This window comes from Sphingomonas naasensis (genome assembly GCF_004792695.1).
Taxonomy (GTDB): Bacteria; Pseudomonadota; Alphaproteobacteria; order Sphingomonadales; family Sphingomonadaceae; genus Sphingomonas; species Sphingomonas naasensis.
The window spans coordinates 55,176-81,060 of sequence record NZ_SRXU01000002.1; the positions used below are offsets into that span (position 1 = coordinate 55,176).

Consider the following 25,885-nt stretch of genomic DNA (forward strand, 5'->3'; position numbering starts at 1 on the left):
CAAGCATGGGCGGCTATGTCTATATCGTGACCAACCGCAAAAACGGCGCGCTCTACACTGGAGTCACTGCGGATATCGCACAGCGTACATGGCAACATCGCGAAGGCACCGGCAGCCGCTTCACCGCGAAACACAGGATCCTTCGTCTCGTCTACGTGGAGCGGCACGACGATATCGAGAATGCGATCATCCGCGAGAAGCGGATCAAGAAGTGGAATCGCGCCTGGAAAATCGCGCTCATCGAAAAGTCGAACCCCGAATGGCGCGATCTCTGGTTCGACCTCAACAAATAGTCATCAACCGTCATCCCGGCGAAAGCGGGGACCCATTTCCTGCGCTTTGCTTTCACACCCCCGCGATATTCGCGGCGACTGCAGGCGATGGGCCCCCGCTTTCGCGGGGGTGACGATAGAGCGGGCTAGGCCGCTGCCTCTCCCGCAAAGAGCCCACGCAGCTCGGTCTTCAATATCTTGCCCTGCGCGTTGCGCGGCAGCACGTCCTTGGCGAAGCGCACCTTCACCGGCACCTTGAACGCCGCGAGCCGCGCGCGCACCCAATCCTGCAGCTCGGCCTCGCTCGCGCTGGTTCCCGGTGCGAGATGGACCACCGCGACCGGCTCCTCGCCAAGGATCTTGTGCGGCATGCCGACCAGCGCGCAGTCGGTCACCGCCGGATGCGCGTAGAGCACGTCCTCGACTTCGCTCGAATAGATGTTCTCGCCGCCGCGGATGACGATGTCCTTGGCCCGGTCGACGATGTAGAGGAAGCCGTCCTCGTCGAGCCGCGCGAGATCGCCGGTGCGCACCCAGCCGTCGACAAAGGTCGCCGCGGTCGCCTCGGGCTTGTTCCAATAGCCCTTCACGATCATCGGCCCGCGCGCCCAGAGCTCGCCGACCTCGCCCACCGCCAATTCGCGATCACCTTCGACCGAGCGGATCTGCAGGTCCGCCGTGGCGACAGGGGGGCCCGCGCTGGTCGGCCGGCTCAGATAATCCTCGCCCGAATGCGTCGTCACCGTCGCGGTGGTCTCGGTCATCCCCCAGCCATTGCCCGGCAGCGCGCCGAACTCCTCGTAGATCCGCTTGACCAGCTCGGGCGCCGAGGGCGCGCCGCCATAGGAGATGTTCTCGAGGCTCGACAGGTCGTAGTTCGCCCGGGCCGGATGCTCGAGCAACTGCCACGCGATCGTCGGCACGCCGCCGGTGGCGTTGACCTTCTCGCGCTCGATGATCCCCATCGCCAGCTCGGGGTCCCATTTGCGCATGAAGATCAATGTCGATCCCGCCGCGACCGCGCCCATCATCGCCGCCGAGCAGGCGGTGACGTGGAACAGCGGGATGACGAGCAGCATCACCTTGGGGTCGGGCACCGCCGGCGGCACCTCGCCGCGCCGGAGCATCGTGCGCGCCGCGACATAGCCGCTCGACATGATGTTGGTGACGAAGTTGCGGTGGGTGCCCAGCGCGCCCTTGGGATTGCCGGTGGTGCCGCTGGTGTAGAAGATCGTCGCATCGTCGTCGGGCGCCACTTCGGCCTCGGGGAAACCGACATCGTCGAGCGCGCCCCATTCGTTGGGCGTTCCGATCAGCGATTCGAGCGCCAGCGCCGGCAGCTCGAGCGCACCCTTCGCGCGGCTCACGATCACCTGCGCGAGATCGGGCAGCTGATCATAGCATTGCTTGAGCCGCTCGTGACGCTCGCCGTCGACGATCAGCACCTTCGCGGCCGAATCCTTGAGCGCATATTCGAGCTCGCCGCCGGTCCACCACGCGTTGAGCGGCACCATGATCGCGCCGATGCTCACCCCGGCGAAGAAGATCGCCGGCCATTCGGGCAGGTTGCGCATCGCCAGCGCGACGCGGTCGCCCTTCTGCACCCCCATCTCGGTCAGCTGGCGCGCGATGTGCGCGGTCGCCCGGTAATTGGCCTCGAAGCTGACCCGCTCGTCCTCGTAGATCGTGAACAGCCGCGGCCCATAGGCGCGCACCATCTGCGCGAGCAACCGCAGCGACGGCGGCGCGTTCTTCCACACGCGCGTCGGCACCCCGCGAATGTCGACCGACTCCATCTCAAACTTCGCGCCCGGCGCGGTGAGCAGTGCCTTGGTCTGCTCCAGCGACATCCTGGGCCAGTCGGGGTCGAGCGGAACGATCGGATCGGGGACCAAGCAACACCTCTCGATATGATTTTCTGAACATTGGGTTTGGGCATAACAACCCAACCGAAAGCAACGTTAGTGTTGATTCGTGTCGCGCTCAAGGCAATAGGGGAAGCGCGTCGCGGATATGGCGCGGCCGACCGGATTCGAACGAGAGGTATGTAGCCCGAGATGCACATGACACGGTCCGGACGCTACGGATTCGACGCCTCGCGGCTCGCGCGGATCGATGCGTTCGTCAGCGAACGCTATCTCGACTCGGGCAAGCTTCCGCACGTCCAGCTGCTGATCGCCCGCGACGGCGAGATCGTCCATTTCTCGCATCAGGGCGCGGCCCGCGAGGGCGGCGCCCCGGTCGACGAGGGCACCTTGTTCCGCATCGCCTCGATGACCAAGCCGATCACCAGCCTCGCCTTCATGATGCTGGCCGAGGAGGCCAGGGTCTCGCTCGACACGCCCGTTCATCACGTGCTGCCCGAGCTCAAGGGGCTCGGCGTCTATGCCGGCGGCGGCGAGGGCGCGCCCTTCACGACCACGCCGACCGCCGAGCCGATGCGGATGGTCGACTTGCTCCGCCACACCTCGGGCCTGACCTACAGTTTCCAGAACCGCACCCCGGTCGATGCCGCCTATCGCGATTCGAAGATCGAGAACTGGCACGGCAATCTGACGCTCGACGAATTCATCGCCGCGCTCGGCAAGCTCCCGCTCGAATTCTCGCCGGGCACCGAATGGAATTATTCGGTGTCGACCGACGTGCTCGGCGCCGTGGTCGAGCGTGTCGCGGGCATGCCGCTCGAAAGCTTCTTCGCGACGCGCATCTTCGAGCCGCTCGGCATGGCCGACACCTTCTTTCAGGTGCCCGCCGATAAGCTCCACCGCCTGTCGGATTGCTGGGCGCTCGACGAGAAGACCGGCCAGCGCGTGCTGTACGATCGCGGCGAAGCCTCGGCCTGGTCGCTTTTCCCCAGGCTCGTCTCGGGCGGCGGCGGGCTCGTCTCGACCGCGCTCGACTATCACCGTTTCTGCAGCTTCTGCCTGAACGGCGGTGAGCTCGACGGCGTCCGCCTCGTCAGCCCCAAGACGATCGAATTGATGACGATGAACCACCTCCCCGGCGGTTCGGACCTCGCGACCATGTCGAAAGCGCTGTTCAGCGAGACCACCAATGCCGGCGTCGGCTTCGGGCTCGGCTTCGCGGTCACCACCGATGTCGCGCGCACGCTGATGCCCGGCTCGGTGGGCGAATATTATTGGGGCGGGATGTTCTCGACGGCGTTCTTCGTCGACCCGGTCGAGCGTATCCACATGGTGTTCATGACCCAGCTCACCCCCTCGATGCGCTACCCGATCCGCCGCGAGCTCAAGACGATGATCTATTCGGCTTTGACATGACCCCATCGTGCTCCCGCGAAAGCAGGAGCCCAGGGCCACAAGCGGCCCGGTCCTAAACCCTGGGCTCCTGCTTTCGCAGGAGCACTCGAACGGAGAATGAAATGACTTCCCCCATCACCACCAGCCGCCAGGGCGACGTCCTGATCCTCACCTCGGACAATCCGCCGGTGAATGCGCTCGGCGCCGCGGTCCGTCAGGGGCTGCAGGCCGGGATCGAGGAAGCGAAGAACGACGACAGCATCAAGGCCGTCGTCATCATCGCCGCGGGCAAGACCTTCTTCGCCGGCGCCGACATCACCGAATTCGGCAAGGCGATGCAGGAGCCGTCGCTGCCGGTGCTGGTCGATCAGATCGAGGCGCTCGACAAGCCGGTGATCGCCGCGGTCCACGGCACTGCATTGGGCGGCGGCTGCGAAGTCGCCCTCGCCTCGCACTATCGCATCGCCGTCCCTAGCGCGAAGTTCGGCCTGCCCGAAGTCAAGCTCGGCATCCTGCCCGGTGCCGGCGGCACCCAGCGCATGCCGCGCGTCGCGGGAGTCGAGACCGCGCTCGAGCTCGCCACCAAGGGCGATCCGATCTCGGCCGAGCAGGCCAAGGCGGCCGGCCTCGTCGATCGCCTCGCCAACGAAGGCAACCTTCTCGCCGACGCGGTGGCGTTCGCCAACGAAGTCATCGGCAAGCCCGTCTCGCGCTCCAGCGAGCGTCCCGTCACCGTCGATCCGGCGATCTTCGAGACGTTCCGCAAGGCCAACGCGAAGCGCTTCCGCGGCATGGACGCCCCCACCGCGATCGTCGACCTGATCGAGCAGACCGCCGGCAAGCCCTATGCCGAGGGCGTCCAGGCCGAGCGCATGGGCTTCATGAAGCTGATCATGGGCACCCAGTCCGCCGCGCTCCGCCACATCTTCTTCGCCGAGCGCAAGGCCGCGAAGATCGACGGCATCGCCGAGGACGTGCAGCTCCGCGACATCAAGCGCGTCGGCGTGATCGGCGCCGGCACGATGGGCGGCGGCATCTCGATGAACTTCCTCACCGCCGGCGTGCCGGTGACCATCGTCGAGATGGCGCAGGACGCGCTCGATCGCGGCACCGGCGTGATCCGCAAGAATTACGAGGCGACCGCCGCCAAGGGCCGGATGACCGCCGAGCAGGTCGAAGGCGCGATGGGGCTGCTCAAGGCCAGCCTCAATTTCGATGATCTCGCCGAGTGCGACCTGATCATCGAGGCGGTCTACGAGAATATGGACGTCAAGAAGGACATTTTCGGCAAGCTCGACAAGATCGCCAAGCCGGGCGCGATCCTCGCCTCGAACACCTCGTATCTGAACATCGACGAGATCGCCGCGGTCACCAGCCGCCCGCAGGACGTGCTCGGCCTGCATTTCTTCTCGCCGGCGAACGTGATGAAGCTGCTCGAGATCGTCCGCGGCGCCAAGACCGCCGACGACGTGCTCGCCACCGCGATGGCGGTCTCGAAGAAGATCAGGAAAGTCGCCGTGATCGCGGGCGTCTGCTACGGCTTCATCGGCAATCGCATGCTGATGCCGCGCCAGGTCGAGGCCAACAAGATGCTGCTCGAAGGCGCCACGCCCGAGCAGATCGACAAGGTCCATGTCGGCTTCGGCATGCCGATGGGCCCGTTCCAGATGGCCGACCTCGCCGGCGTCGACATCGGCTGGCACCGCGACCCCAACCGCATCGAGAACATCCGCGACGCGCTCGCCGCCGAAGGCCGCTGGGGCCAGAAGAAGAGCGCCGGCTTCTACGACTATGACGAGAAGCGCACGCCTTCGAACAGCCCGCGCGTCGCCGAGCTGATCGCGGAATGGCGAGGCAAGCTCAACGTTCCGCAGCACGAAGTGACCGAGGAGGAGATCGTCGTCCGCACGCTCTACACCATGGTCAACGAAGGCGCGCTGATCCTCGCCGAGGGCATGGCGCAGCGCGCGAGCGACATCGATGTCGTCTGGGTCTATGGCTATGGCTGGCCCCCGTACCGCGGCGGCCCGATGTTCTGGGCCGACACCGAGGGCCTCGCCAAGATCGTCGCCGGCCTCGAGAAATACGGCTTCGAAGTCGCCCCCTTGCTCCGCGAAAAGGCGGAAAAGGGCGAGAAGTTCAACAAGTGAAGTGACCCAAATCCTCCCCCGGAGGGGGAGGTGGCAGCCGAAGGCTGACGGAGGGGTAGCGCACCACAAGCGGCAAAGCCCGCGGAGACTACCCCTCCACCGCTTCGCGGTCCCCCTCCCCCTCCGGGGGAGGAATGGAGAGAAGAATGGCAGAGGATCTGGAAACCTTCCGCGCCGAGACCCGCGCATGGCTCGAAGCCAATTGCCCGGAGACCATGCGCACCCCGATGCGCGGCGAGAAGGACGCCACCTGGGGCGGCCGCAACCCGCAATTCGCGCATCCCGACCAGAAAATCTGGATGGACCGGATGGGCGCACGCGGCTGGACCGTGCCCGACTGGCCCGCAGCCTATGGCGGCGGTGGCCTCAGCCCGGCCGAGACCAAGATCCTCCGCGAGGAAATGGCGCGGCTCAAATGCCGCAACCCGCTCAACAGCTTCGGCATCTCGATGCTCGGGCCGGCCTTGCTGAAATACGGCACCGAAGCGCAGAAACTCGAGCATCTGCCCAGGATCGCCCGCGGCGAGATCCGCTGGTGCCAAGGCTATAGCGAGCCCAATGCCGGCTCCGACCTCGCCGGGCTCCAGACCAGCGCCGAGGATGCCGGCGACCATTATATCGTCAACGGCCAGAAGGTCTGGACGTCGTACGCCGACCAGGCCGACTGGATCTTCTGCCTCGTCCGCACCGACAAGACCAGCAAGCAGGGCGGGATCAGCTTCTTGCTGTTCGACATGGCCAGCGAGGGCGTCTCGACCAAACCAATCCTGCTGATCAGCGGCTATTCGCCCTTCTGCGAGACCTTTTTCGACAATGTGAAGGTCCCCAAGGCCAATCGCGTCCATGACGAGAACAAGGGCTGGGACGTCGCCAAGTACCTGCTCGGCCATGAGCGCGAGATGATCTCGGGCATGGGTCTCGGCGGCCCCGCTGGCGATCCGATGATCGACGCGGCGCGCAAGGGCGTCGATCCGATCCTCCGCGCCCAGATCGCCCTGTTCCAGGTGCGCTCGCAGGCGTTCAAGGCGATGTCCGAGCGCTTCATCGACGAATTGAAGGCCGGCCGCGCGCACCCCGCCCAGCCCTCAATGATGAAATATTACGGCACCGAACTGAACAAGGCCCGCCACGAGCTGACCATGGCCGCGGGCGGCTCGGACAGCCTCGAATGGGAAAGCGAGGCGTCGAACCACGGCGCCGCACCCCGCGCCTGGCTGCGCACCAAAGCCAATTCGATCGAAGGTGGCACGAGCGAGATCCAGCTTAACATCATCGCCAAGCGGATATTGGATTTGCCGAGCTGACATAAACCCTCTCCCGCTTTCGCGGGAGAGGAGCGAGACTTGGCAGCTTGCTGCCTAGTCGCAGCGGTGAGGGTCTTCTTCTTGCCCGCGCCAAAGAAGAAGGCCCTCACCCGACCTCTCCCGCGAAAGCGGGAGAGGGAGCAGAAGAGAGAAGAAGAAAATGCCCCTCTACCTCACCGACGAACAGCAGATGCTCCGCGACACCGCGAAGGACTTCGTCGCCGAGCACGCGCCCGTAAGCCACATGCGCGCCTTGCGCGATGCGAACGACGCCACCGGCTTCTCGCGCGATCTGTGGAAGCAGTTCGCCGAGCTCGGCCTAACCGGCATTCTGATCCCCGAGTCCGACAACGGCCTCGGCCTCGGCCATGTCGAGGCGGGCGTCGTGCTCGAGGAGATCGGCCGCAACCTCTCGCCCTCGCCCTTCCTCACCACCGCCGTCGCCGCGGTCGAGGCGCTCAAGGGCACGCCCCACGCCGCGCGCTGGTTCCCCGGCATTCTCGCCGGCGAGACCGTCGCCGCGCTCGCGATCGACGAACGCGCCAAGCATGACGGCCGCATCGAAATGAAGGCCGAGCGTTCGGGCAACGGCTTCCGCCTCACCGGCGCCAAGCAGTTCGTCACCCACGGCCATGTCGCCGATCTGCTCCTCGTCGCCGCCGCGACCGGGCACGGCACCACGCTCTTCGCCGTCCCCACCGACACCAAGGGCCTCACCGCCGATCCGCAGCGCCTCGCCGATGCCAGCCTCGCCGCGCGCATCACCTTCGACGGCGTCGAAGTCGATGCCGATGCGGTGGTCGGCGAAGTCGATCAGGCCCCCCTCGCCCGCCTGCTCGCCGCGGGCCGCACCGGCGCCTCGGCCGAATTGCTCGGCGTCGGCGGCGGCGCGATGGACATGACCGTGTCCTATCTCAAGGAGCGCAAGCAGTTCGGCGCGGTTATCGGCAGCTTCCAGGCCCTCCAGCACCGCGCCGCGCATCTCTACAGCGAGATGGAAGTCGCCCGCGCTGCCGTGCTCAAGGCGCAGCAACTGCTCGACGCGGGCGACGAGCGCGCCACCGACGCCGTCTCGGTCGCCAAGGCAATGACCAGCCTCGCCACTACGCTCGCGGTGCAGGAGGGCATCCAGATGCATGGCGGCATCGGGATGACCGACGAATATGATATCGGCTTCTACATGAAGCGCGCCCGAGTCCTCGCCGAGCTGTTCGGCGACAGTAATTTCCACGCCGATGCGCTGGCGCAGGCGGCGGGATATTGATGGCGTCCCTACATCTCGTGCCGTCACCCCCGCGAAAGCGGGGGCCCATCTCGTGCAGAAGCAACGAGATACAACAGCTGTTATGCACGTGGCACATTCCGGAGATGGGTCCCCGCCTTCGCGGGGATGACGGTTTGCGGGAAAATCATGCCTGAACCCACCCCAGCCGAGCTCGTAGCCCAGCTCACCACCCTCCTCGACGTCGAGGAGATCGACACCGACCTGTATCGCGGCCCCCGCCTCCCCGGCGGCGTCGGCCGCGTGTTCGGCGGGCAGGTCATCGCGCAGGCGCTCCAGGCCGCGCAGCGCTCGGTGGAAGGCGACAAGACCGCCCACTCGCTCCACGCCTATTTCATGCGCCCCGGCGACGAGAACCACCCGATCATCTTCCGCGTCGTCCGCGATTTCGAAGGCCGCAGCTTCGCCAATCGCCGCGTCATCGCGATGCAGAAGGGCCAGCCGATCCTCAACATGACGGCGAGCTTCCAGACGCCGTCCGAAGGCCTGCACCATCAGGACGCGATGCCCGACGTCCCCGATCCGGACTCGCTCAGGTCCGAACGCGAGCTGCGCGAGCAGATCCGCGATCAGGTTCCGGACAAGTTCCGCCGCTTCTTCCTGCGCGCCCGCCCGATCGAGATCCGCCCGGTCAATCCGCGCAACTGGTTCGCGCCGGACAAGATCGAGCCGCACCAGCACAGTTGGTTTCGCGTCATCGCGCCCTTGCCCGACGATCTCGCGCTCCACCGCGCGATGCTGGCCTATGCCAGCGACATGACCCTGCTCGGCACCTGCCTGCTCCCCCACGGCGTCAGCTGGATGACCGGCGACGTCCAGACCGCGAGCCTCGATCATGCGATCTGGCTGCACGAGCCGTTCCGCTTCGACGAATGGCTGCTCTACACCACCGACAGTCCATGGTCCGGGCATTCGCGCGGGTTCAATCGCGGCAAGATCTACGCGCGCGACGGCCGCCTCGTCGCCAGCGTAACCCAGGAAGGTCTGATCCGCTTGCGCAACGACCGCGAGTAGCGGCAAAGAGCGTCGCATGACGACGCGCAGCTTCCCCTATGTCACGCTCGACGTGTTCACCGACACCCGCTTCGGCGGCAATCCGCTCGCGGTGTTCACCGCCGCCGAGGGGCTGCGCGACGCCGAGATGCAGTCGCTCGCCGCCGAGATGAACTATAGCGAGACGACCTTCGTGCTGCCGCCCGCCGACCCGGCCAACACCGCGCGCGTCCGCATCTTCCATCGCACCGCCGAGATGCCCTTCGCCGGCCATCCCAATGTCGGCACCGGCTATGTCCTTGCCGGGCTGCGTCCCGAAGCCGGCGACGTGCTGCGCTTCGAGGAGATCGCCGGGCTCGTCGAGATCCGCATCGCGCGCGACGCCACAGGCAATGCCGTCGGCGCCGAGATCGACGCGCCGCAGCCGCTCACCGTCCTCGGCACACTGCCGGTGGCGGCGATCGCGCCATGCATCGGGCTCGTGCCCGCCGACCTCGTCACCACCACGCACATCCCGACCCGCGCCAGCGTCGGCGTCGATTTCACTCTCGTCGAAGTCACGCACGACGCGCTCGCCCGCGCGCTTCCCGATATCGCCACCTATCGCCGCGTCGCCGAGGCGCATCTCGGTGCGGGCGATCGGCTGTCGATCTTCCTCTATGCCCGCGACGGCAACAGCATCCGCGCGCGCATGTTCTCGCCGCTCTCGGGCACTTGGGAAGACCCGGCGACGGGCAGCGCCAACGCCACGCTCGCGGCCTTGCTGCTGTCGATCCTCGGCGGCGACGAAGCGCGTTTCGACGTTACCCAGGGAGTCGAGATGGGCCGGCCCAGCACGCTTCGCCTCCGGGCATGGCGCGCCGCGAACGGCATCCGCGCCAGCGTCGGCGGCAGCTGCGTCCCCGTGCTGCGCGGCGCGGCGACGCTCTAGCCGCCGCCCGCTTCCGCCAAATCGATTGCGCGATCCGCGCCGCGTCTGCATGCTCCGGCAGATATGCCGGCCCGGGCAAATGGAGGTGCGATGAACGTCTTTGTCAGCGTGGCGACCGGCCTCAGTCCCGAGCAGGAAGCGTTCGTCGATGCCGTGGAGAACCGGCTGCGCGCCATCGGTCTCGTGCCCTGCACGATCGGGCGGAACACCTTCAGCACCGAAGCGCCGCTTCAGGCCGTCGTCCATCTGATGAGGCGCTGCGCCGGCACCGTGGTGATCGCGCTCGAGCGCTATCGCTTCGACGCGGGGCTCGAGCGGCCGGGCTCGGCGAAGGAGAAGCCGCTGGGGCCGGTGCGCTTCCCGACCGCGTGGAACCAGATCGAGGCGGCGATGGCCTATAGCCGCCACCTGCCGCTCCTCGTGCTCGTCGACGAGAGCCTGCGTTGCGACGGTCTGCTCGAAAAGGGCAATGACTGGTATGTCCACGAGCTGGCGATCGATCCGGCGGAATTGAACGGCCCCGCGTTCGGCGGTCTGCTCAACGATTGGCGCGCGCGCCTCGTCGCGCAGCCGGAGCCGGCCGCCGCGGAGCCCGCAGCCGCGCTCGATCCCGCGAAGATGTCGGTCGGCCAGTTGATCGCGGCGCTCAAGCCCGCGCAGCTCTGGACCGCGCTCGTCACGCTCGGCGGCGCGCTGGCCGGCGCCTTCGCGCTCGGCATGAAGCTCGCCGGCTGACGCGCGCCGTCGCCGGCTGCGCTAATTGCCCTTGGGCCGCACCACCATGTTGTACGGCACGTAGAGGAACACCTCGGTCAGCCCGGCGCGCGACCATTCGACCGGGCGGTCGAGCCCCTTGATCTCGACGCCGTAATCGGGCCCGAGCCGCCCCGAGACCGCCTTGGCGTCCGCGGCGATGATGTCGAGTATCTCGCCGCGGAACTTGTCGGGGCCGACCAGCGATAGCGTGAGCTCGTCGCTGCCGCTGATCTCGGCGCGTCCCACCACGGGCACCGCCTTGACGAAGCGGCTGATCCGATCGCGGGCGACGGCGCCGTCGACGCCCGCCCCGATGCGCACCTTGGCGAGGAAGCTGGTGCGGTCCGTATCGGGGCGATTATCGGTGGTGAAGCCGAGGTTACGGTAGTTGGCGGCAGTCAGCGGCTCGACCACTTCGTCGCCCATCGCGAGCTCGACTCCGAACCGCGCCGCGACTTCGATCGCGCTCTTCACCATGGCGAGGATCTCGCCGCGCCGCTTTTCCTGATCGCGCGTGTCGCCGGTGACGGTCACGGGCAGGATCGCGAAATCGGCGGCGCGGCGCAGCCCGACCACGGGGCGGCTCTCGTCGAAGCCGTCGGTCTCGCGCCGCGCCCCGGTCACGACGACCTCGGCCTGGCTGAAATCCTGCGCCAGCGCCGGCGTCGGCAGCAGCGTCAGGCAGGCGAACAGGATCCGGCGCGGCATCGACATGGCATTCCCCCCAAGCGTTTCGACGGAAGGCTGTCGCGCAACCGGGCCCAAGTCAATCAGAAGGCGGGCTTGCCGAATTCCTGCCGCGTCACCGGATGGCTCGACGAGAGCCCGCCATCGACCACCCAGGCCTGGCCGTTGACATAGCTCGCCGCATCGCTGGCGAGGAACAGCGCCACCTGCGCGATCTCGTCGGGCACCCCGGCGCGGCGCAGCGGGTTGAGCTGGCCGAGCTTGTGCTCCTTGCCGACCTCGCGGGCATAATCGAACGCGCGCTGGGTCATCCCCGTCTCGATCAGCCCCGGGCAGATCGCGTTGACCCGCACGTTCGAGGTGGCGAGCTGCTGCGCGGCGCTCTGGACGAGATTGATCACTCCCGCCTTGCTCGCCGAATAGGCCGGCCCGCCCGCACCCGAGCGCAGCCCCGCAACGCTCGCGGTGCACAGGATCGCACCACCCCCGGTTTGCTTTGCGCGCTCGACGATCTTCGGCCCGGCATGCTTGATCGCCAGCGCCGGCCCGATCAGGTTGACCCGCAGCACTTCGGTCCACAGTTCGACGCTGCTGTCGAAGATCCCTGCCGCGCCGCCCGAGATTCCGGCATTGGCGAAGAATATGTCCACGCCGCCGAACGCTTCGCACGCCGTGGCAACAAGCGCTTCTACGTCGCTCTCCTTGCCGGCATCCATCGAAACCGCGATCGCATTGTCGAGTCCTTCGACGGTCGCGTAGACCTGCCCTGACATATCCGCCGCGACGACGCGCGCCCCCTCGGCGGCGAATGCCTGCGCCGTCGCGCGCCCGATCCCCGAGCCCGCGCCGGTGACGATGACGACCTTGTCCCTGAACCGCATGCCGCCTTCTCCCTATGCCCCGGCCTTCTCCGCGAACCCCCAGGCGGCGGCCGCCAGCCCCGGCAGCCGCTCCACCGTCTTCGCCGCCTCGGCGCTCGACGCGTTGCCGTCGATGATCCGCTTCTTGATCCCCTGCACGATGCCGGTGAGGCGGAACAGGTTGTACGCGAAATACCAGTTGAGATCGGGCACCCCGTCGCGCCCGGTCGCCGCGCAATAGCGCGCCACGACCGCCTCGATCGTCGGGATCCCGGTCTCGGGCCCGGTCAGCCCCTCCACCCCCGAACGCCCTTCGGGCGCGGTCACCCAGCTCATCAGGAAATAGGAGAAGTCGGCGAGCGGATCGCCGAGCGTCGACAGCTCCCAGTCGAGCACCGCGCGCACTTCCGGCGCCTCGGGCGCGAAGATCATGTTGTCGATGCGGAAATCGCCATGGACGATGCTGGTCCGCGTCTGCGCCGGCACGGTGCGCGGCAGCCATTCGATCAGCCGCTCGACCTCGGGCATGTCGTCGGTCTGGCTCATCCGATATTGCTTCGACCAGCGCGCCACCTGCCGCTCGAAATAATTGCCCGGCTTGCCGTAATCGCCGAGCCCGATCGCCGCGTAATCCACCGAATGCAGCGCCGCGAGCGTGTCGACGATCGCCTCGTACACCGCGGTTCGCCCGGCCGGCGCCATGTCCGGCAGCGCGCCGTCCCAGAAGGTCCGCCCCGCCACCATCTCCATCACGTAGAACGGCGCGCCGAGGACGTCGGGGTCCTCGCACAGCCCGAACGGCCGCGCGACCGGGAAGCCGGTGGGATGCAGCGCCGCGATCAGCCGATATTCGCGCTCGACCGCATGCGCCGAGGGCAGGATCGGGCCGAAGGGCTTGCGCCGCAGCACCCAGGCGCGGCCCCCCGCGTCGATCCGATAGGTCGGATTGCTCTGCCCGCCGGGGAATTTCGCCACCGTGAACGGCCCCGCGAAGCCGGCGACGTTCGCCGCCAGCCATTTCCCCAGCCGCGCTTCGTCGAGGTCGCTCATGCGAACTGGATCACCGAGCGCACGCTGTGCCCGTCGCGCAGCTTCGCCATCGCATCGTTGACGTCCTCGAGCCGGATCCGCTCGGCGACCATCGTGTCGAGATCGAGCAGCCCGTCGAGATACATCCGCACCAGCCGCGGCATGTCGATCGGGAAGCGCGTGCTCCCCAGCAGCGAGCCCTGGATCTTCCTGCCGGTGAGGAAGGTCGGCCCGGGCAGGCTGACATTGCCGCCCGGCGCGATCATCCCGAGGATCGTCGCGGTGCCCCCGCGGCGCAGGATGTTCCAGGCGAGCTCGGCGGTGTTAGGCCGGCCGACCGCCTCGATCGCGTAATGCACCCCGCCCTCGGTGCGCTTGAGCACGTCCTTGACGATCGTCGCCGATCCCGGGTCGAGCGTCTCGGTCGCGCCGAGCTTCATCGCCAGCTCGCGCTTCTCGGGCATCGGATCGATCGCGAGGATCTGCCCCGCGCCGGCGATCTTGGCAGCGTTGATCGCCGCGAGCCCGATCCCGCCCGCGCCGATCACCGCGACGCTCTCGCCGGCACGCACCCGGCTGTCGTTGAAGATCGCCCCCGCGCCGGTGATCACCGCGCAGCCGAGCAGCGCCGCGCGGTCGAGCGGCATCGCCTTGTCGATCGCGACACAGGCATTCTCATGCACCAGCATCAGCTCGGCAAAGGCGGAGAGGTTGAGGAAAGGCGCCAGCGGTGTGCCGTCGGCGAGCCGCAGCCGCGGCTCGGCATCCGCCGGGCGCCGCGTCGACGGATCGATGCACAGGGACGGCCGCCCGGTGACGCACATCTCGCACGATCCGCAGAACACCGTGAAGAAGGTGATGACGTGATCGCCGGGCTTCAAATGCGCGACATCCGAGCCCACCGCCTCGACGACGCCCGCCGCCTCGTGCCCCGGCACCGTCGGCATCGGATGCGGGAAGGCCCCGTCGACGAAATGCAGGTCCGAACGGCACACCCCGCACGCCACGGTGCGGATCAGCACCTCGCGCGGCCCGGGTTTGTCCACCCGCACCTCGGTGATCTCCAGCGGCTTGCCGGCTTCGAAAAGGACTGCTGCTTTCATCTCTGCTCCGTAGTCGCTTTTTTGTCGTCACCCCCGCGAAAGCGGGGGCCCATCTCCCGCAACATCCACAATCGCTCCGGTGCGTTTGCCGCTCATCCGGGAGATGGGTCCCCGCTTTCGCGGGGATGACGATTGTTTTGGTTCAGCGCGAAGCCCCGACATCGCCCGACGACAACCGGTCCACCTTCGCCGCGCCCCATTTCCCGAACTCCGCCCGCGCGATCGCGCGGTTGTGGACTTCGTCGGGACCATCGGCGAGCCGCAGCGTGCGGATCCCGGCCCAGTCGTGCGCCAGCCCGAAATCGCCCGAGACGCCCGCGCCGCCATGTGCCTGAATCGCGTCGTCGATGATCTGCAGCGCCATGGTCGGCGCCTGCACCTTGATCATCGCGATCTCGAGCTGCGCCGCCTTGTTGCCGGCCTTGTCCATCATGTCGGCGGCCTTGAGGCAGAGCAGCCGGGTCATCTCGATGTCGATCCGCGCGCGGGCGATGCGCTGCTCCCACACGCTGTGGTCGGACAGCCGCTTGCCGAACGCGACGCGGCTGACCAGCCGCTTCGCCATCGCCGCGATCGCCTCTTCGGCCACTCCGATCGTGCGCATGCAATGGTGGATCCGCCCCGGCCCCAGCCGGCCCTGCGCGATCTCGAATCCGCGCCCCTCGCCGAGGAGGACATTCTCCACCGGCACCCGGACATTTTCGAGTACCACTTCGCCGTGTCCGTGCGGCGCGTGATCATACCCGAAAACCGAAAGCATCCGTTCGATCGTCACGCCAGGCGCGTCGAGCGGCACCAGAATCTGGCTCTGCTGGGCATGGCGCGCGGCCTCGGGGCTGGTCTTTCCCATCACGATCGCGACCGCGCAGCGCGGATCGCCGACGCCCGACGACCACCATTTCCGCCCGTTGATCACATAATGATCGCCGTCGCGCTCCATCCGCGTCTCGATGTTGGTCGCGTCGGACGAGGCGACCGCCGGCTCGGTCATCAGGAATGCCGATCGGATCTCGCCTTCCATCAGCGGCCTGAGCCACTGGTCCTTCTGCGCGCGCGTGCCGTAGCGATGGAGCACTTCCATGTTGCCGGTGTCGGGCGCCGAGCAATTGAAGCATTCCGACGCCCAGCCGAGCCGCCCCATCTCCTCGGCGCACAGCGCATATTCGAGATTGCTGAGCTGCGTTCCCTCGAATTCGAAGCTGTCGTCGACATGGGCCTGGCCCGAATGCGGCGGCATGAAGAAGTTCCACAGCCCCGCGGCCTTCGCCCTCGCCTTCACCTCCTCGATCACCGGCAGCACCTTCCAGCGATCGCCCTCCTTCTGCTGGGCGCGATAATCGCCGTCGCGCGGGCGAATCTCGCTATCGATGAACGCCTTCACCCGGTCGCGAAACCAGGTCTCCCGCTCGCTCAGCGTGAAGTCCATCGCAGCTCCCTCCAGTCTCGTTGTCCAATCCTGCCTAGAACGTACCGGATATTCGGTAAAGGGGCTGGGCGTAGAGAAAAATCGGGACATGCATCTTCAAAAAACGCTTTGGCTGCGCCACGAATTCGCTAAGCTGAGTTGCAATGAATGCACCGGGGAACATCGAAGGCGGAGGCACCAAGCGCTTCCAGGCAAAGCGCGACGCGATCCTCGCCGCCGCGGCCGACGCGATCAACGAGCAGAGCGCGAAGGGCATGACCTTCGCCGACGTGGCGCGCCGCGTCGGGCTCAACACCACGTCGGTCACTTATTATTTCAAGCGCAAGGAAGATCTCGCCGCCGCCGCGTTCGAGCAGACGCTCGAACGGCTCGATGCGATGCTCGACGCCGCGCTCGAGGAGCCGACGCCCGAGGCGCGGGTGGCGCGCTATCTCAACATCAACATGGAGCGGCTCGCGCGCATCCGCCGCGGCGAGGAGCGCGATTTCGCGATCCTCTCCGATCTCCGCGCGATGGAGGAGCCGACCAAGAGCCAGCTGCTCGCCGGCTGGCGCAACGTGTTCCGCAAGACGCGCAACCTCTGGGGCGCCGGCGCCAACCGCGCCGAGACCGATTTGTTCGGCGCGCGCGCGCACGTGCTGCTCGAGAACACATTCTGGCTCACCGCCTGGCTGCCGCGCTACGAAGTCGACGAATATCCCCGCGTCGAGGCGCGGCTGATGGACGTGTTCCGCCTCGGCATCGCCGCACCGGGACAGGCGTGGACGCCCGAACTGCTCGATCTTGAGCATGAGGAGCCCGAGCCCGGCCGTGAAGCCTTCCTGCTCGCCGCGACGCGGCTGATCAACGAGCTCGGCTATCGCGGCGCCTCGGTCCAGCGCATCGCCTCCGAGCTCAACGTCACCAAGGGCAGCTTCTACCATCATCTCGACGCCAAGGACGAGCTGGTGATCGCCTGCTACAAGCGCAGCTTCGACATCATCGCCGACGCCCAGCGCCTCGCCGAGAGCCATGAGGGCAGCCATTGGGAGCGGCTCGAGAGCACCGTCGCGACCTTGCTCGACTATCAATTCTCCGAGCGCGGGCCGCTGCTGCGCACCACCGCGCTGTCGGGGCTCCCTCCGCGCGTGCGCACGACGATGATCGATCGCTCGAACCGCATCGCGCGGCGCTTCGCCGGCATGTTGTCCGACGGCATCGCCCAGGGCTCGATCCGCGCGATCGATCCGCTGGTCGCGAGCCAGGCGCTGATGGCGCTGCAGAACGCCGCGTTCGACATGCGCAAATGGGCGAGCACGATGCCGCGCGAAAAGGCCGTCGCCTTCTACGCCGCGACGCTCGCGTTCGGGCTGTTCGACGACCGGGTTCTGGCCGCGCAAGTCTCGGCAAGATAAGATAAATAGTCCAAAATGAAATGACTTTATAACCGGTCGGGCGACGCGGGTTCTTCTATATTGGGAGCAGTGCATTTCGCACATGGCTTTCATTTTGTCGGACATCCCATGACCTGGTTCATCAAGGACGCCCCCATCCGCCTCAAGCTGGTGATCGTGTTCAGCGTGATGTGCGGCCTGATCGCACTTCCCACCCTCGCCGCGCTCGTCGCGCCGGGCTACGCGCTCGCCGTCGGCGTCGTGGCGCTGCTTGCCGGCATGTTCTGCGGCGCGTGGTTCCGCAGCGCGATCGCGACGCCTTATGTCACCACCGTCGTCCGCATGGAGGCGCTGGCCGCCTGCGATCTCGAGAGCCCGATCGCGTTCACCGAGTACAAGGACTGCGTCGGCCGCATGACCAAGGCGATGCTCAGCTTCCGCGACGCGGCGCGCAAGGAGCTCGAGCTCAACGCCGAGGCGCGCAAGCATGCCGGTATCGTCCGCGGGATGACCGCCAATCTGCGCCGCCTCGCCGAGGGCGATCTCACCGCCGAGATCACCGAGGACTATCCCGGCGACTATGCCGAGCTGCGCAGCAACTTCAACGCGGCGCTGGTTTCGCTCCGCACGCTGATCGGCACCGTCAACGACAGCGCCGCGACGATCCGCACCGGCTCGGGCGAGATTGCCCAGGCGTCCGAGAATCTCGCGCGGCGCACCGAAGCCAATGCCGCCAGCCTCGAGCAGACCTCCGCCGCCGTCGCCCAGATGGACCAGCGGCTCAAGGTCACCGCAGAGGCTGCGGGGCGCACCGTTGCGCGTGCCGACGGCGCCATCGCCACCGTGTCGGGCGGCCGCACCATCACCGATGAGGCGGTGCAGGCGATGACCCGCGTGTCGGAGAGCGCCAAGGGCATCGACAGCGTGATCGAGGGGCTCGACAAGATCGCCTTCCAGACCCGCGTTCTCGCGATGAACGCCGCGGTCGAGGCCGGCCGCGCCGGCGAGGCGGGGCGCGGCTTCGCGGTCGTCGCCGATCTCGTCAGCGCGCTGGCGATGCGTGCCGAAGAGGAAGCCGGCCGGGCCCGCGATCAGCTCACCACGACGCAGACCGAGGTCGTCGCCGCGGTCGAGATGGTCCAGAAGGTCGATGGCGCGCTCGCCGACATCTCGAACGACGTCGCCGGGGTCCATGCGCTGCTCGGCCAGATGGCGTCGGACAATCAGGCCCAGTCGACTGCGATCTCCGAGATCAGCATCGCGATCGCGACGATGGATCAGTCAACCCAGCAGAACGCCGCGATGGTCGAGGAGACCTCGGCGGCGGCGCGCAATCTGAGCAGCGAAGTCGTGAGCCTCGCCGAGCAGGCCGCGCGCTTCACCGTCTCCGCCGGACGCTCCGCGCCCCGCCCGGCGCGCGCCGCGGCGCACGTCTACCACTAGGCACCACGCCGCCCGCGCTTCAGCGGGGTGGCGCCGAACGCGACGGAGGGGCCCGGCCACGAGCGATATCGCTCGCGGCCGGGCCCCTCCACCGGCTTCGCCGGCCTCCTCCCCCGCCGAGGCGCGGGAGGATTTAGCGCTCAATACCGCGTGCGCAGCGTCACGCCATAAGTGCGCGGCTCGGCGAGATAGGCCGAGAAGATCTGCCGCCCGCCCGGATATTGCGGATCGGTGAAGGGCGCCCCCACCGAGCCTTCCTGGAACGGCGAGTTGAACCCGACCTGGGTGTAGTTCTCGTTGAAGATGTTCTGCCCCCAGAACTCGATCGACCAGCGCTGATCGGGTCCGCGGATGCCGACGCGCGCGTTGAAGATCGCGTAGCTGTCCTGCTCCTTTTGCGGGAACAGATCGGAGCCGGTGTTGTAATCGTCGGTCAGGCGGCTGTCGAAATAGACCAGCCCGCTCATCCCCGAGCTGCCGATGTCCGGCGTCCACGCGAACGACGCGGTCGCGACGATCTCGGGCGCGTTCGACAGATTGTCGCCCGGCAGCTTGCGCAGCGCCTGGTCGAGCGGCGCGCCCGAGGCGTTGCCGACCAGCTGGTCACGATATTTGGTCTCGGCATAGGTCAGGCCCAGCCCGACGCGGATGTCGCGATGCGGCACCAGCGACGCCTCGAGCTCGACGCCCTGCGAGCGCACGCCATAGGTCACGTCCCCCGAACCGCAGGCCCCGGTGGTCGCCGCGGCGGCGTTGTAGTTCGCCGCGGTCGAGAACTTGCTCTGGTCGCGGTCGCCGCCGTTCAGGTTCGCCTTGCAGCCGTTGATGTTCTGCACGAGGAAGACCGTGCCGTTGAACGTGTTCAGCTGGAAATTGTCGAACTCCTGGCGGAACGCCGCGATGTTGAGGCTGAACGGCCCGGTCGAATATTTGAGGCCGAGCTCGAAGGCGTTGACGATCTCGGGATCGAACTGGAGGTTGCCGACCAGCGCCTGCGTCCCCGCCTGGCCGCCGAACGGCAGGATCGGGATCTTGAGCGCCGAACGGTCGAGGTTGAACCCGCCCGCCTTGTAGCCGCGCGAATAGCTGCCATAGAGCAGCAGATCGTCATTGGGCTTGTACGAGATCACCGCGGTGCCAGTGAATTCGTCTTCCTTGCGCTCGTCGTTGATCGAGACGCCGTTGAGCTCGGAGGTAGAATTGCCTTGGCACGAGAGGCCGAGGATGCCGTCGATCACCGCGGTCAGCGACGCGACCGGACGCAGCGGCAACAGGCTCTGCTGGTTGAGCACGCAGGCGGTGTTGTCGTTGCCGAAGGTGGCGTCGAACTTCTTGCGCTCGTTGGTGTAGCGCAGGCCCAGGGTCAGATCGAGGCCCTTGGCGACATGGACGATATTGTGGGTGAACAGCGCCCAGTTGCGGCTGTTCTGGTTGTAGCGGTCGAGCGTCGAGCCGCGATTGTTGATCGCGTCGAGCCCGTCGATCGCCGCATAGATCAGCGGCGTGGCCGCGCCGAACAGCGCCGGACGTGCCGCGAGGCAGCCCGCCGAGGCCGGCGAGTAGAGCGCGGCGAGGCCGCCGCCCGAGATCAGGCGACAGGTCGCGAACCGGCCATATTGGTTGCCGAAGCGGAGATTGTCGGTGACCGCGAGGTCCTCGTTGGCGTAATAGCCGCCGACCAGCCAGTCGAGCTTGTCGCCGAACGCGGTGCCCTGCAGCCGCAGCTCCTGGCTGAACGTCTTGAACCCGCGCGACGAATTGCCGTCGGCGGCGCGGTACAGGATGTCGACATAGCTATAGTCGGTGTCCGAGCCCTGATCGCTCGCATAGTCGCGATAGCCGGTGATCGAGGTGAGCTTGGCGCCGCCGAAGTCCCAGTCGATCTGCATCGACGCGCCCCAATCCTCGGTCGTGCCGAAATAGCTGCGCCCGGGGGTGACGTAGATGTCGCGGCTATAGCCTTCGGTGAAGGCGGCGGCCGGCTGGCCGAGGCCCTGCAGCACGCGGATGATGCTGTTCGAGGCGGAGTTGTTGAGATCGCCGATGAACGGGTTCATCTCGCGGTTGAGATAGGTCGCCGCGCAGCAATTCTCGTTGCGCTTGGTATAGTCGCCGATCAGCCGGATGGTCAGGTCGCTCGACGGCTCGAACAGCAGCTGTCCGCGCACGAAATAGCGGTTGCGGTCGTTGATGTCGCGATCGTTGACGACGTCCTGATAATAGCCGTCGCGGCGCACATAGACGCTGTCCACGCGCGCGGCGAGGCTGTCGCCCAGCGGCACGTTGATGAAGCCCGCGGCGCGGATCTGGTTGTAATTGCCATAAGTGAACTCGGCGCCGGCGCTGTAGTTCGGCCCGGGCGCCTTGCTGACAATGTTGATCATGCCCGCCGAGGCGTTGCGCCCGCCCAGCGTGCCCTGCGGCCCGCGCAGCACCTCGATCCGGTCGATCTCGCCGAGTTCGTTGAGGCCGATGCCCGAGCGCGAGCGATAGACGCCGTCGATGAACACCGCGACCGAGCTCTCGAGCCCGGGATTGTCGCCCACCGTGCCGATGCCGCGGATGCGCGCCGATCCGTTCGCCTCGCTGCCGGTCGACGAGACGAGCAGCGACGGCGCGACCTGGTTGAGCTGGCGGATGTCGTTGGCGCCCGATTGCTGGAGCGCCTCGGCGCTGATCGCCGAGACCGCGAGCGGCACGTCGGCGAGAACCTGCGCGCGGCCCTGCGCGGTGATGACGACTTCGTTGGCGCCGTCGCTCTCGGGCTCGGCGGTCTGGCCGGTGGTTTGCTGGCTGTCCTGCGCATAAGCGGGCGCCGCGAGCGCCATGATCATCGCCGGCGCTGCACAAGCCGACAGAAGGCGTAACCGCATCATCATCTCCTCTCCCACCACGGGCCGGAACACTTGGCGGTTCCATACCCTACCCTCGAATAACAGCCTTTTCCCTAGGGGCCGTCAAGCATAACAAACGTTGCAAAGCGGGACTGGACGCGATGTGTTGCCCGTTTGCACCAGTGCGCGGACGCGCGCGCGGCGGCAAACCGGCTTTCGGAAAGCCGGTGCGCGGGCGCCGCGGGCGCGTCGCTCAATAGCCGCCCAGCCGCGCGAAGCGGTCGCGATGCCACGCGGCATTGCCCCACATCGCCTCGAGCACGCGCGCGCGCTTGAGCGTGAAGCCGGCATCATGCTCGTCGGTCATGCCGATCCCGCCATGGAGCTGGATCATCTCGCGGCTGACGAGGTGGAGCGTCTCGCCGGCCACCGCCTTGGCGAGGCTGACGTCCTGCCGGACATCGGCCTTGCCCGAATCGATCGCCTCGAGCGCGTTTTCCACCACCGAGCGCATCAGCTCGAGCTCGGTGAACAGCTTCGCCATGCGGTGCTGCAGCGCCTGGAACGACGCGAGCACCTGCCCGAACTGGACGCGCGTCTTGAGATAGTCGTTGGTCTGCTCGAACGCCGCCTCGGCCATGCCGAGCATCTCGGCGCACAGCGCCGCCGCGGCACGGTCAGTCAGCTGGGTGAGCAGCTCGGGTCCGCCGCCTTCGAGCTTCGCCGCCGGCGCGCCGTCGAAGACGATCTCGGCATGGCTGCGCGCATCGGTGAGCCGGCGCGGGCTGCGCGTCACGCCTGCGTCGCCCGAGACCAGATAGAGCCCGTCGGTCGCCGCGACGACGAAGAGCTGGGCGCTGTCCCCCTCGGCGACGAATGCCTTGGTACCGCTGAGCCTGCCATTCTCGACGCGCGTCGCGATCCGCTCGGGCGCGAAGCGCGGACCTTCGTCGATCGCCAGCGTCGCGACGACCTCGCCCGCGGCGATCCGCGGCAGCCACGCCGCCTGCTGCGCTTCGGAGCCGCCGAGCAGCAGCGCGCTGGTTGCCGCCGCCGTCGCCGCGAGCGGCGTCGCGGTCAGGGTGCGCCCGAGCTGCTCGAGCACCAGTCCGAGCGAGACATAACCCATCCCCGCGCCGCCCTGCGCCTCGGGTATCAGGATCCCCGCCCAGCCCATCTCGGCCTGTGCCTGCCACGCGCCGGCGTCGTAAAATGCGGCCGGTGCCGCATCGCGCATTTTCCGAAAGGCGCTGACGGGCGATTCATTGTCCGCCCATTCGCGCGCCATGTCGCGCAGCATCGTCTGTTCTTCGCTCAGCACTGCCATTGATTTCCTCTCCGCGCAAATCCCTCTCCCGCCTTCGCGGGAGAGGCAGCGAGACTTGGCAGCTTGCTGCCTAGTCGCAGCGGTGAGGGCCTTCTTCTTCGGCGCGTCGAAAGAAGAAGGCCCTCACCCAACCCTCTCCCGCGAAAGCGGGAGAGAGCTAGATTATTGATGATCGAGCATCCCGAGGATGCGCTTGGCGATCACGTTGTTCTGGATCTCGCTCGATCCGCCATAGATCGACACCGCCTTGCCGAAGAGCCAGCTGCGCACGTCCTTGAGCGCCTCCTCCTCGAACCCCGCGCCTTCCCAGCCGAGCCCGGCCAGCCCGCGGATCTCGATCAACAGCTCGGAGCGCTCCTGCATGATCCGCGCGCCGACATTCTTCATGATCGAGGTCGCCGCCGAGGGCCCCTGGTTCGATTTGGCCTCGAGCGCGGCGCGGCGCAGCGTCAGCAGGAAGGCGCGCAAATCCATGTCGTGCCGCACGATCCGCCCGCGCAGATCGGGATCGGCGATCCGCCCCTCGGCATCCACCCCGACAAAGTGTTTCGCGAGCTGCCCGAGCGGCGCGCCGGCGAACATCCGCCCCGCGGTCGATCCGCCGCCCGACAGGCTCGATCGCTCGTGCTGGAGCAGCCGCTTGCCGATCGTCCAGCCCTGGCCTTCCTCGCCGACGCGATTGGCCTTGGGCACCTTCACATCGGTGAAGAAGGTCTCGCAGAATGGCGACGAGCCCGAGATCAGCCGGATCGGCTTCACCTCGACGCCCGGCGTGTCCATGTCGCAGAGCAGGAAGGTGATGCCTTCGTGCTTCTTCGTCTTGTCGGTGCGGACGAGCATGAAGCATTTGTCCGCCCATTGCCCGCCGCTGGTCCACGTCTTCTGGCCGTTGACCAGATAATGGTCACCCTTGTCCTCGGCGAAGCATTGCAGGCTGGCAAGGTCCGATCCCGCGCCCGGCTCCGAATAGCCCTGGCACCAGCGCACCGTCCCTTTGGCGATCGCCGGGATGTGCTCCTTCTTCTGCGCCTCGCTGCCATATTCGAGCAGGGTCGGCCCGAACATCATCACGCCCATCCCGCCGATCGGGTTCCACGCGCCGATCCGCGCCATCTCTTCCTGCAGCACGCGCGCCTCGGCGCGGCTCAGCCCGCCGCCGCCATATTCGCCCGGCCAGGTCGGCACCCCCCAGCCCTTGTCGCCGATCGCCCGTTGCCAGGCCTCCTCGTCGGGCGAGTTCGTGTGCGGCCCCTCGACCGCCGACATTGCATTGTCCTTGCCCTTCAGCGACGGCGGGAAATGCGCCGCCAGCCAGTCGCGCGCTTCGCTGCGGAACCTCGCCAGCGGGTCGGCCGGGGCATCGATCTCGGGTGCGGTCGCCATCATCCTCTCCATGCCGTGCTCGGCTAGATTCGAAAATGCGGTATGGTGACGCCCACGTCAAGCTCCGTCACTCCCGCCACCTTCGTCACTCCGCGAAAGCGGGGATGACGAAGGTGGAACACGGGGATGACGCGGGCGGGTGAAACCCGCTACAACCCGCCGCGAAAAGGGGCCCGGCATGACATTCCATCACCGCGCGGTACCGATCGTGCTCGCCGCCGTGCTGATCGATTCGATCGGTTTCGGCATCGTCATGCCGGTGCTTCCCCGCCTCGTCGTCGAGTTCGCCCATGTCGGGCTCGAGGACGCCGCGCGGATCGGCGGCTATATGCTCGCCGCCTATGCAGTGACCCAGTTCTTCGCGGGGCCGATCCTCGGCACGCTCGGCGACAGCTTCGGCCGGCGTCCGGTGCTGCTCTTCTCGATGCTCGCCTTTGCCGCCGACTATGCCTTCATGGCCGCCGCGCCGAGCATCGCCTGGCTCTTCGTCGGCCGGATGATCGCCGGAGTCGCCGGCGCTTCCTATGGTCCCGCCAACGCAGTCCTCGCCGATGTGACGCCGCCCGAGAAGCGCGGCGCCACCTTCGGACTGATGGGCGCGGCGTTCGGGATCGGCTTCATCCTTGGACCCGCGATGGGCGGATTGATCGCCGGCCTCGGCACCCGCGCGCCGTTCATCGCCGCCGCGGTGCTCGCCGGGCTCAATGCGCTGTGGATCCTCGCCGCGCTGCCCGAGACGATGCTGCCCGAGCGCCGCCGCGCGTTTCGCTGGGGCAATGCGCACGTCTTCGCCGCGTTCAAGCCGATCTTCCATGCCGGCAATGCCGGCTGGCTGCTGCTCGCCGCCTTTCTCTGGCAGTTCGGCCACATGGTCTATCCGGCGACCTGGGCCTTCTGGAGCGAGATCGCGCTCGGCTGGGACGAACGGGCGATCGGCTGGTCACTCGCCGCCTCGGGGCTGGCGATGGCGCTGGTCCAGACGCTCGTCACCGGCCGCGCGATCAAGCGCTGGGGCGAGGCGCGCACCGTGGTGCTCGGCATGCTCGCCGGCGCCTCGGTCTTCGTCTGCTACGTCTTCGTGCGCCAGGGCTGGATGGTCTATGCGCTGATCCCGATCGGCGCGTTCCAGGCGCTCGCCTGGCCCTCGATCAACGCTTTGCTCTCGCGGATGACCGACGCGCAACACCAGGGCGCGTTGCAGGGCGGCATGGCCAGCCTCAACAGCGTCGCGCTGATCCTCGCGCCGCTGGTGCTCAGCCAGTCGCTGGCCTTCGGCGCCGAGCGCGGCTTCCCCGCGGGTAATTTCGTGCTGGCGGCGGGCCTCGCGCTCACCGCCTTGCTGATCGTCGTTCTGCGCGTCGTTCCCCGGGTCCAGCCCGCGCCCGCCGCGCAACCCGCCACGCAGCCCGCCGCCGGCGATTAGCTCCGTTTCGAAGCCAATAGTCCGGCGCGCGGCTTGACCGCGTGGCGGC

The 25,885-nt window shown here is 67.4% G+C and carries 20 protein-coding genes; 11 read left to right on the plus strand and 9 right to left on the minus strand.

Annotated features, from left to right (window positions below; genetic code table 11):
* Positions 1-5 precede the first annotated feature (5 nt).
* Entirely contained in the window at positions 6-293 is a 288-nt protein-coding gene (locus E5A74_RS05470) for a GIY-YIG nuclease family protein (RefSeq protein ID WP_135983267.1), read from the plus strand.
* 125 nt (positions 294-418) lie between these two features.
* On the opposite strand, the gene E5A74_RS05475 is transcribed toward E5A74_RS05470, so the two are convergent.
* Positions 419-2,122, minus strand: a complete 1,704-nt coding sequence (locus E5A74_RS05475) for a class I adenylate-forming enzyme family protein (RefSeq protein WP_135983722.1) — start codon at positions 2,120-2,122, stop codon at positions 419-421.
* A 213-nt stretch (positions 2,123-2,335) separates the two neighbouring features.
* Between E5A74_RS05475 and E5A74_RS05480 the strand changes: the two genes are divergently transcribed.
* The 7 genes from E5A74_RS05480 to E5A74_RS05510 all read left to right on the plus strand — a co-directional run bounded on the left by E5A74_RS05480 (position 2,336) and on the right by E5A74_RS05510 (position 10,927).
* Complete coding sequence (locus E5A74_RS05480; RefSeq protein ID WP_240699675.1) at positions 2,336-3,553, plus strand: serine hydrolase domain-containing protein; 1,218 nt, start codon at positions 2,336-2,338, stop codon at positions 3,551-3,553.
* 101 nt (positions 3,554-3,654) lie between these two features.
* Positions 3,655-5,682, plus strand: a complete 2,028-nt coding sequence (locus E5A74_RS05485) for a 3-hydroxyacyl-CoA dehydrogenase NAD-binding domain-containing protein (protein ID WP_135983269.1) — start codon at positions 3,655-3,657, stop codon at positions 5,680-5,682.
* A gap of 146 nt (positions 5,683-5,828) precedes the next feature.
* A complete protein-coding gene (locus E5A74_RS05490) occupies positions 5,829-6,986 on the plus strand; it encodes an acyl-CoA dehydrogenase family protein (protein ID WP_135983270.1) in 1,158 nt (385 codons plus the stop codon).
* A 160-nt stretch (positions 6,987-7,146) separates the two neighbouring features.
* Positions 7,147-8,250 (plus strand): acyl-CoA dehydrogenase family protein, encoded by a 1,104-nt coding sequence (locus E5A74_RS05495; RefSeq protein ID WP_135983271.1) that lies wholly within the window; start codon positions 7,147-7,149, stop codon positions 8,248-8,250.
* A gap of 147 nt (positions 8,251-8,397) precedes the next feature.
* Positions 8,398-9,282 carry an acyl-CoA thioesterase gene (locus tag E5A74_RS05500; protein ID WP_135983272.1) on the plus strand — a complete coding sequence of 295 codons (885 nt, stop codon included), beginning with the start codon at positions 8,398-8,400 and terminating at the stop codon, positions 9,280-9,282.
* Positions 9,283-9,298: 16 nt separating this feature from the next.
* The gene (locus tag E5A74_RS05505; RefSeq protein WP_135983273.1) at positions 9,299-10,192 is read left to right on the plus strand and encodes a PhzF family phenazine biosynthesis protein; all 894 of its coding nucleotides are present in this window, start codon (positions 9,299-9,301) and stop codon (positions 10,190-10,192) included.
* Between the two features lie 90 nt (positions 10,193-10,282).
* A complete protein-coding gene (locus E5A74_RS05510) occupies positions 10,283-10,927 on the plus strand; it encodes a hypothetical protein (protein WP_135983274.1) in 645 nt (214 codons plus the stop codon).
* 21 nt (positions 10,928-10,948) lie between these two features.
* Here E5A74_RS05510 and E5A74_RS05515 read toward each other — a convergent pair whose 3' ends face one another.
* The 5 genes from E5A74_RS05515 to E5A74_RS05535 form a co-directional block, all read right to left on the minus strand.
* Positions 10,949-11,662 carry a TonB-dependent receptor gene (locus tag E5A74_RS05515; protein WP_135983275.1) on the minus strand — a complete coding sequence of 238 codons (714 nt, stop codon included), beginning with the start codon at positions 11,660-11,662 and terminating at the stop codon, positions 10,949-10,951.
* Between the two features lie 56 nt (positions 11,663-11,718).
* On the minus strand, positions 11,719-12,516 hold the full coding sequence (locus E5A74_RS05520; RefSeq protein ID WP_135983276.1) for an SDR family NAD(P)-dependent oxidoreductase: 798 nt from the start codon (positions 12,514-12,516) through the stop codon (positions 11,719-11,721).
* A 12-nt stretch (positions 12,517-12,528) separates the two neighbouring features.
* Positions 12,529-13,545 (minus strand): phosphotransferase family protein, encoded by a 1,017-nt coding sequence (locus E5A74_RS05525; RefSeq protein WP_135983277.1) that lies wholly within the window; start codon positions 13,543-13,545, stop codon positions 12,529-12,531.
* Positions 13,542-14,627, minus strand: coding sequence for a Zn-dependent alcohol dehydrogenase (locus E5A74_RS05530; protein ID WP_135983278.1), 1,086 nt, complete (start codon positions 14,625-14,627; stop codon positions 13,542-13,544). Before E5A74_RS05530 ends, E5A74_RS05525 begins: the two co-directional genes overlap by 4 nt.
* 142 nt (positions 14,628-14,769) lie before the next feature.
* Complete coding sequence (locus E5A74_RS05535) at positions 14,770-16,053, minus strand: acyl-CoA dehydrogenase family protein (RefSeq protein ID WP_135983279.1); 1,284 nt, start codon at positions 16,051-16,053, stop codon at positions 14,770-14,772.
* A 143-nt stretch (positions 16,054-16,196) separates the two neighbouring features.
* Here E5A74_RS05535 and E5A74_RS05540 point away from each other — a divergent pair, with 143 nt between their 5' ends.
* Positions 16,197-17,447, plus strand: coding sequence for a TetR/AcrR family transcriptional regulator (locus E5A74_RS05540; RefSeq protein ID WP_135983280.1), 1,251 nt, complete (start codon positions 16,197-16,199; stop codon positions 17,445-17,447).
* A 108-nt stretch (positions 17,448-17,555) separates the two neighbouring features.
* Entirely contained in the window at positions 17,556-18,869 is a 1,314-nt protein-coding gene (locus tag E5A74_RS05545) for a methyl-accepting chemotaxis protein (protein ID WP_135983281.1), read from the plus strand.
* A gap of 140 nt (positions 18,870-19,009) precedes the next feature.
* On the opposite strand, the gene E5A74_RS05550 is transcribed toward E5A74_RS05545, so the two are convergent.
* The 3 genes from E5A74_RS05550 to E5A74_RS05560 all read right to left on the minus strand — a co-directional run bounded on the left by E5A74_RS05550 (position 19,010) and on the right by E5A74_RS05560 (position 24,413).
* Entirely contained in the window at positions 19,010-21,745 is a 2,736-nt protein-coding gene (locus E5A74_RS05550; protein ID WP_420822483.1) for a TonB-dependent receptor, read from the minus strand.
* A 211-nt stretch (positions 21,746-21,956) separates the two neighbouring features.
* Complete coding sequence (locus E5A74_RS05555) at positions 21,957-23,030, minus strand: acyl-CoA dehydrogenase family protein (protein ID WP_135983283.1); 1,074 nt, start codon at positions 23,028-23,030, stop codon at positions 21,957-21,959.
* Between the two features lie 162 nt (positions 23,031-23,192).
* Entirely contained in the window at positions 23,193-24,413 is a 1,221-nt protein-coding gene (locus E5A74_RS05560) for an acyl-CoA dehydrogenase family protein (protein WP_135983284.1), read from the minus strand.
* 178 nt (positions 24,414-24,591) lie between these two features.
* Here E5A74_RS05560 and E5A74_RS05565 point away from each other — a divergent pair, with 178 nt between their 5' ends.
* Complete coding sequence (locus E5A74_RS05565; protein ID WP_135983285.1) at positions 24,592-25,836, plus strand: MFS transporter; 1,245 nt, start codon at positions 24,592-24,594, stop codon at positions 25,834-25,836.
* Positions 25,837-25,885 lie beyond the last annotated feature (49 nt).

What these genes read in the sequence shown, in the direction of transcription:
- E5A74_RS05470 (WP_135983267.1), top strand. Translation starts at nt 6, where the DNA reads ATGGGCGGCTATGTCTATATCGTGACCAACCGCAAAAACGGCGCGCTC.
- E5A74_RS05475 (WP_135983722.1), bottom strand. Translation starts at nt 2,122, where the DNA reads ATGTCGCTGGAGCAGACCAAGGCACTGCTCACCGCGCCGGGCGCGAAG.
- E5A74_RS05480 (WP_240699675.1), top strand. Translation starts at nt 2,336, where the DNA reads ATGACACGGTCCGGACGCTACGGATTCGACGCCTCGCGGCTCGCGCGG.
- E5A74_RS05485 (WP_135983269.1), top strand. Translation starts at nt 3,655, where the DNA reads ATGACTTCCCCCATCACCACCAGCCGCCAGGGCGACGTCCTGATCCTC.
- E5A74_RS05490 (WP_135983270.1), top strand. Translation starts at nt 5,829, where the DNA reads ATGGCAGAGGATCTGGAAACCTTCCGCGCCGAGACCCGCGCATGGCTC.
- E5A74_RS05495 (WP_135983271.1), top strand. Translation starts at nt 7,147, where the DNA reads ATGCCCCTCTACCTCACCGACGAACAGCAGATGCTCCGCGACACCGCG.
- E5A74_RS05500 (WP_135983272.1), top strand. Translation starts at nt 8,398, where the DNA reads ATGCCTGAACCCACCCCAGCCGAGCTCGTAGCCCAGCTCACCACCCTC.
- E5A74_RS05505 (WP_135983273.1), top strand. Translation starts at nt 9,299, where the DNA reads ATGACGACGCGCAGCTTCCCCTATGTCACGCTCGACGTGTTCACCGAC.
- E5A74_RS05510 (WP_135983274.1), top strand. Translation starts at nt 10,283, where the DNA reads ATGAACGTCTTTGTCAGCGTGGCGACCGGCCTCAGTCCCGAGCAGGAA.
- E5A74_RS05515 (WP_135983275.1), bottom strand. Translation starts at nt 11,662, where the DNA reads ATGTCGATGCCGCGCCGGATCCTGTTCGCCTGCCTGACGCTGCTGCCG.
- E5A74_RS05520 (WP_135983276.1), bottom strand. Translation starts at nt 12,516, where the DNA reads ATGCGGTTCAGGGACAAGGTCGTCATCGTCACCGGCGCGGGCTCGGGG.
- E5A74_RS05525 (WP_135983277.1), bottom strand. Translation starts at nt 13,545, where the DNA reads ATGAGCGACCTCGACGAAGCGCGGCTGGGGAAATGGCTGGCGGCGAAC.
- E5A74_RS05530 (WP_135983278.1), bottom strand. Translation starts at nt 14,627, where the DNA reads ATGAAAGCAGCAGTCCTTTTCGAAGCCGGCAAGCCGCTGGAGATCACC.
- E5A74_RS05535 (WP_135983279.1), bottom strand. Translation starts at nt 16,053, where the DNA reads ATGGACTTCACGCTGAGCGAGCGGGAGACCTGGTTTCGCGACCGGGTG.
- E5A74_RS05540 (WP_135983280.1), top strand. Translation starts at nt 16,197, where the DNA reads ATGAATGCACCGGGGAACATCGAAGGCGGAGGCACCAAGCGCTTCCAG.
- E5A74_RS05545 (WP_135983281.1), top strand. Translation starts at nt 17,556, where the DNA reads ATGACCTGGTTCATCAAGGACGCCCCCATCCGCCTCAAGCTGGTGATC.
- E5A74_RS05550 (WP_420822483.1), bottom strand. Translation starts at nt 21,745, where the DNA reads ATGATGCGGTTACGCCTTCTGTCGGCTTGTGCAGCGCCGGCGATGATC.
- E5A74_RS05555 (WP_135983283.1), bottom strand. Translation starts at nt 23,030, where the DNA reads ATGGCAGTGCTGAGCGAAGAACAGACGATGCTGCGCGACATGGCGCGC.
- E5A74_RS05560 (WP_135983284.1), bottom strand. Translation starts at nt 24,413, where the DNA reads ATGGCGACCGCACCCGAGATCGATGCCCCGGCCGACCCGCTGGCGAGG.
- E5A74_RS05565 (WP_135983285.1), top strand. Translation starts at nt 24,592, where the DNA reads ATGACATTCCATCACCGCGCGGTACCGATCGTGCTCGCCGCCGTGCTG.